A 6,543-nucleotide genomic window follows, 5' to 3' on the forward strand; every position below is an offset into this window, starting at 1 on the left:
GGCATGAGCAGGGCCGTGACGGCAGCGGGGATGGCCTCGGTGGTCTCGCCCCATTCGATCTCGGTCAGCTCCTTGAGCATCAGGCAGGCCACGAAGAACAGCGCAGGCGCCGTGGCGTAGCCGGGCACCACGCCGGCCAGCGGCGACAGGAACAGGCAGCACAGGAAGAGCACGGCCACGGTCAGCGCCGTCAGGCCCGTGCGGCCGCCCGCTTGCACGCCGGCCGCGCTTTCCACGTAGGCCGTGGTGCTGGAGGTGCCCAACAGCGAGCCCGCGAAGATGGCGCCGCTGTCGGCCAGCAGCGAGCGGTTGAAGCGGCCCATGCGGCTGGGCACCAGCAGGCCCGCGCGCTTGGCCACGCCCATCAGCGTGCCCGTGGCATCGAACAGCTCGACCAGGAAGAACACCAGCACCACGTTGAGGATGCCGCCCGTCAGCGCGGACTTGATGTCCAGCTGCAGGAAGGTGGGCGCAATGGAGGGCGGCGCCGAGAACACGCCGTGGAACTCGTTGCCCGCGAAGAAGAACGAGGCCACGGTGACGGCGACGATGCCGATCAGGATGGCGCCCGGCACCTTCAGGCGGTCCAGCACCACGATGATCAGAAAGCCCAGCGAGGCCAGGATGACTTCGGGCTTGTGAAGGTCGCCCAGCGTCACGAAGGTGGCCGGCGATGCGGCGACGATGCCCGCGCTCTTGAGCGCGATCAGCGCCAGGAACAGGCCGATGCCCACGGTGATCGCTATGCGTATGGACTGCGGTATGCCCTTGATGATCAGCTCCCGCAGGCCGAACAGCGTCACCAGCAGGAACAGGCAGCCCGAGACGAAGACCGCGCCCAGCGCGGCCTGCCAGGTGAAGCCCATGTGCAGCACCACCACGTAGGCGAAGTAGGCGTTCAGGCCCATGCCCGGCGCCAGCGCGATGGGATAGTTGGCGTACAGCGCCATGATGGTCGTGCCCAGCGCCGCGATCAGGCAGGTGGCCACGAAGACGGCCCCCTTGGGCATCCCCGCATCCCCCAGGATCGAGGGATTGACGAAGATGATGTAGGCCATCGTCAGAAAGGTCGTCAGGCCCGCGACCAGCTCGGTTCTTACATTGGTGCCGTGCTCACTGAGCTTGAACACCCGTTCCATCCAGTTCATCGCATTGTCTCCGTGTTGTTTTCGCATGCGGGGCGCAACGGTTGTGAAAGCGCCCAGGGTTGAGCACCGGCTGTCCAGGCCGGCACAAGGCATGGCACCCTGCCGGGCGGCCATGGACCTGGTGGCGCGCATCGCTGCGCGCCGATTCAAGGAATGAGGGGGCGGCGCCGGTCCGCTCAGCTCCCGGCGGCCTGCACGGCCTCGATGGCGCGCAGGATGGATTCCGGCGTGGCCGGCGATTGCAGCGGAGGATTGCTGCGGTGCCCGCCCGCTGCCGAGACGGCGTCGCGGATGGCGAAGAACACCGAGAACGGCAGCAGCAGCGGCGGCTCGCCCACGGCCTTGCTGCGGTGGATGGAGTCCTCGAAGTTGTCGCCCTCGAACAGCCGCACGTTGAACACGGGCGGGCAGTCGTTGGCCGTCGGGATCTTGTAGGTGCTGGGCGCGTGCGTGGTGAGCTTGCCGCTTTGCGGATGCCAGACCAGCTCTTCCGTGGTCAGCCAGCCCATGCCCTGGATGAAGGCGCCCTCGACCTGGCCCACGTCCACGGCCGGATTCAGCGAGCGGCCCACGTCGTGCAGCACGTCGGCGCGCAGCAGCTTGAACTCGCCGGTCAGCGTGTCCACCACCACCTCGCTCACGGCGGCGCCGTAGGCGTAGTAGAAGAAGGGCCGGCCCTGCATGGTGTCCTTGTTCCACGACAGGCCGGGCGTGGCATAGAAGCCGTCGGACCACAGCTGCACGCGCTCGATGTAGGCCTCGCCCACCACGGCCTTGAAATCCAGCACCTTGCCGTTGACGTGGACCTGGTCGTTGGCAAAGCGCACGTCCTCCGCGCGGCCGCCATGGCGCTCGGCGGCGCAGGCGGCCAGGCGTTCGCGGATCTGGCGCGCCGCGTCCTGAGCGGCCTTGCCGTTGAGGTCGGCCCCCGTCGATGCCGCCGTGGCCGAAGTGTTGGCCACCTTGGTGGTGTCGGTGGCCGTGACGCGCACGCGCCCGAAGCCCACGCCCAGCTCGTGCGCCACGACCTGGGCCACCTTGGTGTTCAGGCCCTGGCCCATCTCGGTGCCGCCGTGGTTCACGAGGATGGAGCCGTCGTTGTAGACATGGACCAGGGCGCCGGCCTGGTTGAAGTGCTTGACGTTGAAGGAGATGCCGAACTTGAGCGGCGTCAGCGACAGGCCGCGCTTGAGCACGGGGCTGGCCGCGTTGAACTCGGCGATGGCGTCGCGGCGCGCGCGGTAGTCGCTGCAGGTCTCCAGCTCGGCCACCAGCTCGTGGATCACGTTGTCGGTCACGACCTGGCTGTAGGGCGTGACATTGCGCTCGGTCTTGCCGTAGAAGTTGACGCGGCGCACATCGAGCGCATCGCGCCCCAGCTCGCGCGCCACCGTCTCCATGATGTTCTCGATGGCGATCGCGCCCTGCGGGCCGCCGAAGCCGCGGAACGCCGTATTGCTCTGCGTATTGGTCTTGCCGGAGTAGCCGTGCATGGACACATCGGGCAGCCAGTACGTGTTGTCGAAGTGGCACAGCGCGCGCGTCATCACGGGGCCGGACAGGTCGGCCGAGTGGCCGGCGCGCGAGACCATGGAGATCTCGGCGCCGAGGATGCGGCCCTCGTCGTCGTAGCCCACCTCGTACTCGTACCAGAAGCAGTGGCGGCGGCCCGTGATCATGAAGTCGTCATCGCGGTCCAGGCGCAGCTTGACGGGCCGGCGCAGCCGCGTCGCGGCCACCGAGGCCACGCAGGCGAACAGGGCCGACTGCGACTCCTTGCCGCCGAAGCCGCCGCCCATGCGGCGGCACTCCACATGCACGGCGTGCGAGGCCACGCCCAGCGCATGCGCCACCAGGTGCTGCATCTCGCTGGGGTGCTGGGTGGAGCAGTACAGGTGGACGGCACCGTCCTCCTTGGGAATGGCGTAGCTGATCTGGCCTTCCAGGTAGAACTGCTCCTGGCCGCCCACGTAGAACGATGACTTCAGGCGGTGCGGCGCCTCGTCCATGGCGCGGCGCGCGCCGCCTTCATTCGTGCTGCGCGCCAGGTGCATGGGCGGCAGCACGTACTGGCCCAGCTCATGCGCCTGCTGGGGCGTGAGCACGGGCGGTTCGGCCGCGATGTCGGCCGCCGCCTTGGCCTGGGCCGCAGCCAGGCGCGCCGCCTCGCGGCTTTCGGCGATCACGGCGAACAGCGGCTGGCCCAGGTAGCGGATCTCGCCGCTGCACAGGATGGGGTCGTCGTGGATGATGGAGCCGCAGTCGTTGACGCCGGGAATGTCCTCGCCCGTGAGCACGGCCACCACGCCGGGCATGGCGCGGATGGCATCCAGCCTGAGCGCATTGAGCCGGCCATTGGCCACGGGCGACAGGCCCAGCGCACAGTGCAGCGTGCCGTCCAGCTCGGGCAGGTCGTCGATGTAGGCGGCCTCGCCGGCCACATGCAGATGGGCCGACTCATGCGGGCGGCTGATGCCCACGCGCTGGCCCTGGGTGTGGGCACCGGCCTCGGCACGCTCGTCCACGCGGAAGGCGGTGTTCTTCAGGTAATGCGCAAAGGCCTCGGACGAGTGCAGCAGGGAGGGATCGATGGGGCGGTTCATTTCAGGCTCCTTGGTGCACTGCGTGGGGCATCACGCTCCAGACGCTGGTGGCCTGCAGCGGCAGCGGTTGCTGCGGACGTGTCTCCAGCCACAGGCGCTGCAGCAGGTTCTGCGCCACCTTGAGCCGGTAGTCGGCGCTGGCGCGCATGTCGGACATGGGCTTGAAGTCCTGGGCCAGCGCGGCCTGGGCGGCCTTCACTGCGGCCTGGTCCCAGGGCTGGCCCACGATGGCCGCCTCGGCCAGGGCCGCACGCTTGACCACGGCGGCCATGCCGCCAAAGGCCAGGCGGGCGGACTTCACCACCTCGCCATCGAGCTCGATGGCCAGCCCCGCGCACAGCGCCGAGATGTCGCAGTCAAAGCGCTTGCTGATCTTGTAGGCACGGGTCTGGCGCCGTGCAGCGTCCAGCGGCACGGCCAGTGCCTGCACGAACTCGCCCGGTTCCAGCTGGCTCTTCATGTAGTCCAGATAGAAGTCATGCAGCGGCATGCGGCGCACGCGTGCGCCCTTGCGCAGCTCGATCTGCGCGTCCAGCGCCATCAGCACGGGCGGGGAGTCGCCAATGGGCGAGCCATTGGCCACGTTGCCGCCCATGGTGCCCGCATGCCGGATGGGCACGGAGGCAAAGCGCAGCCACACATCGGTCAGCCCCTCGAAGCGCTGCGACAGCGCCGACCAGGCCGATTCCAGCGAGGCACCGGCGCCTATGTACAGCTCGCCGCCGTCCAGGCTGCCCGCGCCGCGGCGCTCCTCGACGCGCTTCATCTCGGCCACGTCGCCCACATAGACGATGTCGCCCAGGTCGCGGAACTGCTTGGTCACCCACAGCCCCACATCGGTGGAGCCTGCCAGCAGGCGCGCGCGGGGCTTGGCCTCGCACACGGCGGCCAGCTCGTCCAGCGTGCGCGGAGCGTGGAAGCTGTCCACACGGCCGCCCTGGGCGGCGTTGGGCGCGGTGTAGTCCAAGCCGGCATCCTGCGCGCGCAGGCCCTGCAGTGCCTGCACCACGGGGTCGGTGGCCATGCGCGTGGCGGGCAGGTCGAACATGCGCTGGCCTGCGTCCAGGATGGGACGGTAGCCCGTGCAGCGGCACAGATTGCCCGACAGCTCGTCGGCCAGTTGCTGGCGCGAGGGGCGCGTGCCGGCCTGCTGGTGGTGCTCGTAGGCCGACCACAGCGACATCACGAAGCCCGGCGTGCAAAAGCCGCACTGCGAGCCGTGACAGTCCACCAGCGCCTGCTGCACGGGGTGCAGTTCGGCACCGCCTGCGGGCTTGCCCGTGGCACAGCCCTGCTTGCCGGCGCACTGGCCCTTGACGTCCTCCACCGTGAACAGCGCCTTGCCATGCAACGTGGGCAGGAACTGGATGCAGGCATTGACCGTCTGCAGCTGCAGGCCGCCCACGGCGTCGGGCGCGCCGTCTTCGGCCAGCTCGGCAATGACCACGGTGCAGGCGCCGCAGTCACCTTCGTTGCAGCCCTCCTTGGTGCCGGTGCAGCGCGCGTCGCCGCGCAGCCAGTCGAGCACCGAGCGCGTGGGATGCGGCCCCTGTACCTCGACGATCTGGCCGCGGTGATAGAAGCGGATGGGTTGGGAACTGGGGCTCTGGCTCATGCTCGTGGGGGCAACTGCTGGTGCGTGGACTGTTCGGATCACGACTTACGCAAACTCCGAGGAAGAAAGCCGCTGGCCCTGTGGCGATGGCGTGTTTGCGTTCCTGCTTGCGTAAGTCCTGCGGATGTACCCGAGATTAAGTCCAGCCCCGCCCAAACGCATAAGACGGCCTCGATATTTCCTATGCGGGCTGCCATATATCCTTGTCAAAAACAAGGGTAAACCCGCAACAAAAGTGTGGATTGCAGCGGTTCAGGGTTCAAAAGCTATGCACAGCCCTCACTCGTGCTCGGCCGGCTCCAGAGGCTTGGGCCGCACATCCTCATCGTCGCCGAGCTGCGAGAAGATCATGGTCGAGGCCAGCGTCACCGCGCCCATGCAGACGAAGGTGGCGCGGAAGGCATTGAGGGTGTGCTGCGGCGTGTCGCCGCCGAACCATTCGCTGAAACCGGCCAGCACCGCACCTGCGGCGGCCACGCCCATGCCCATGGCCAGCATCTGCACCATGGACAGCAGGCTGTTGCCGCTGCTGGCGTTGCCGGCATCGAGGTCCTTGAGCGTGACGGTGTTCATGGCCGTGAACTGCATGGAGTTGGTGGCGCCGAAGATCAGCAGCTGGACGATGACCACCCACAGCGGCAGCGCCGTGGAGACCGTGCCGAAGCTGGCGATCATCAGCGACAGCACCAGGGTGTTGCCCATGAGCACGCGGCGGTAGCCGATGCGCTGGATCAGCGTGGTGGTCTGGCGCTTCATGGCCATGCTGGCCAGCACCGTGGGCAGCATCATCATGCCGGCCTGCAGCGGAGAGAAACCCAGGCAGACCTGCAGCACCAGCGGGATCAGGAAGGGCATGCAGGAGCTGCCCAGGCGCGAGAACAGGTTGCCCAGAAGGCCCACGCGCAGGCTGCGCACGGCAAACAGCTCTGGGGCGAACAGCGGGTCGGGCCGGCGCAGCGCGTGCAGCCAGTAGGCGGCCAGGCTGGCCAGACCGAAGATCAGCAGCACGAAGACCATGGCGCCGTGTATGCCCTTGCCCGACATGCTGTCCAGCGCCAGCGACACGGCCACCATGCCGAAGGCCAGCAGCGCATAGCCCACGCCGTCGAAGCGCTTGACGGCAAAGCGGTCGCCCACCGGCATGAAGCGCAGCGTGGCGGCCAGGCCGATCAGGCCC

The 6,543-nt window shown here is 68.3% G+C and carries 4 protein-coding genes; all 4 read right to left on the reverse strand.

Going from position 1 to position 6,543, the window contains the following annotated elements; all coding sequences use genetic code 11:
* The coding region (locus JHD82_RS28325; protein ID WP_199140196.1) for an NCS2 family permease at positions 1 to 1,148 on the reverse strand (1,148 nt) is incomplete at its 3' end.
* Positions 1,149 to 1,324: 176 nt separating this feature from the next.
* Complete coding sequence (xdhB, locus tag JHD82_RS28330; RefSeq protein ID WP_063328514.1) at positions 1,325 to 3,751, reverse strand: xanthine dehydrogenase molybdopterin binding subunit; 2,427 nt, start codon at positions 3,749 to 3,751, stop codon at positions 1,325 to 1,327.
* A 1-nt stretch (position 3,752) separates the two neighbouring features.
* Positions 3,753 to 5,366 (reverse strand): xanthine dehydrogenase small subunit, encoded by a 1,614-nt coding sequence (xdhA, locus tag JHD82_RS28335; protein ID WP_199140198.1) that lies wholly within the window; start codon positions 5,364 to 5,366, stop codon positions 3,753 to 3,755.
* A 279-nt stretch (positions 5,367 to 5,645) separates the two neighbouring features.
* Positions 5,646 to 6,543: MFS transporter (locus JHD82_RS28340; RefSeq protein WP_374191674.1), on the reverse strand; the 898-nt coding region annotated here is incomplete at its 5' end.

It is taken from the genome of Delftia sp. ASV31, from assembly GCF_016428765.1.
GTDB lineage: Bacteria > Pseudomonadota > Gammaproteobacteria > Burkholderiales > Burkholderiaceae_C > Comamonas > Comamonas acidovorans.